1 pseudogene is annotated in these 837 nt (G+C 44.2%); it reads left to right on the top strand.

The annotated features are described in order from the left end of the window. Positions 1-837: pseudogene (locus H8S17_RS16215) on the top strand (prepilin peptidase dependent protein A); the annotation flags it as partial.

The raw sequence follows: 837 nt of genomic DNA, 5'->3' as shown, positions 1-837 counted from the left end.
TATCAATAAGCCGGATGGATATTTAAAGGGAAGTTTATCGGATACGGAGGATGTGGACTATTACGAATTCAATATTACAGAGTACCGGGCATTAAGTTTCGCGAAGGATACCTATAATAGGGATATTACTATCACTTTAGATCATATACCGGAAGGCTGTGATTATGAGATGGTTTTGTATGATGAGGAAGGCAATCAGGTCGGCATTGGGAAAGAGAATGGAAATGGCGGTCTTAGTATTACCATACCGAACTGGAATTCGGACAACAGGGGTTATACCGTAAAGGTACAGGCAAAGAACGGTTCGACAGTAAACCCGGATGCCGAATATCATCTTTCTTTCCAGACAACGCAGGCGGATAAAAGCCATGGAGCTTATCAGGAAATGGCAGAGGTTCAGAAATATGCAGGGACAGTCCGGAAGCAGATGCAGGAAGGCTTAATCGATACGGAGGAGATGCGTGCAATTAAGGAAATCCGGCAGAAGTACAAAACTTATTATACAGAGCAGATGGAGAAACTGCATCAGGAACAGGCAGAAGCTGTCATGCAGGGTGGGGCAGTGCCGGATGATGAGCAGATTCACAATTTACTGGAAAAGAAGGCGGCAGGCAAAGAACTGACGGAGCAGGAAAATGCCCTTTTAAATATCTTTTGTACCGCAACAGAGCTGGATCGTGCGAATGCAAGTGCAAAAATGAATACCACAGTAAAAGACAGGATATCTGCTGATCTGCAGGAAGCGGGAATTGATATTTCAGATTCCACGTTTTCCATAAAAATTGGGGCGGATGGTCAGGTAAGTGTGGACGGTATTCAGGATCATGCAATGAAACA

The organism is Roseburia zhanii, from assembly GCF_014287635.1.
In the GTDB taxonomy this organism is placed as follows: Bacteria; Bacillota; Clostridia; order Lachnospirales; family Lachnospiraceae; genus Roseburia_B; species Roseburia_B zhanii.
Note: the sequence above shows the minus strand (reverse complement) of the source record. Positions and strands in the feature narration are given on the sequence as shown.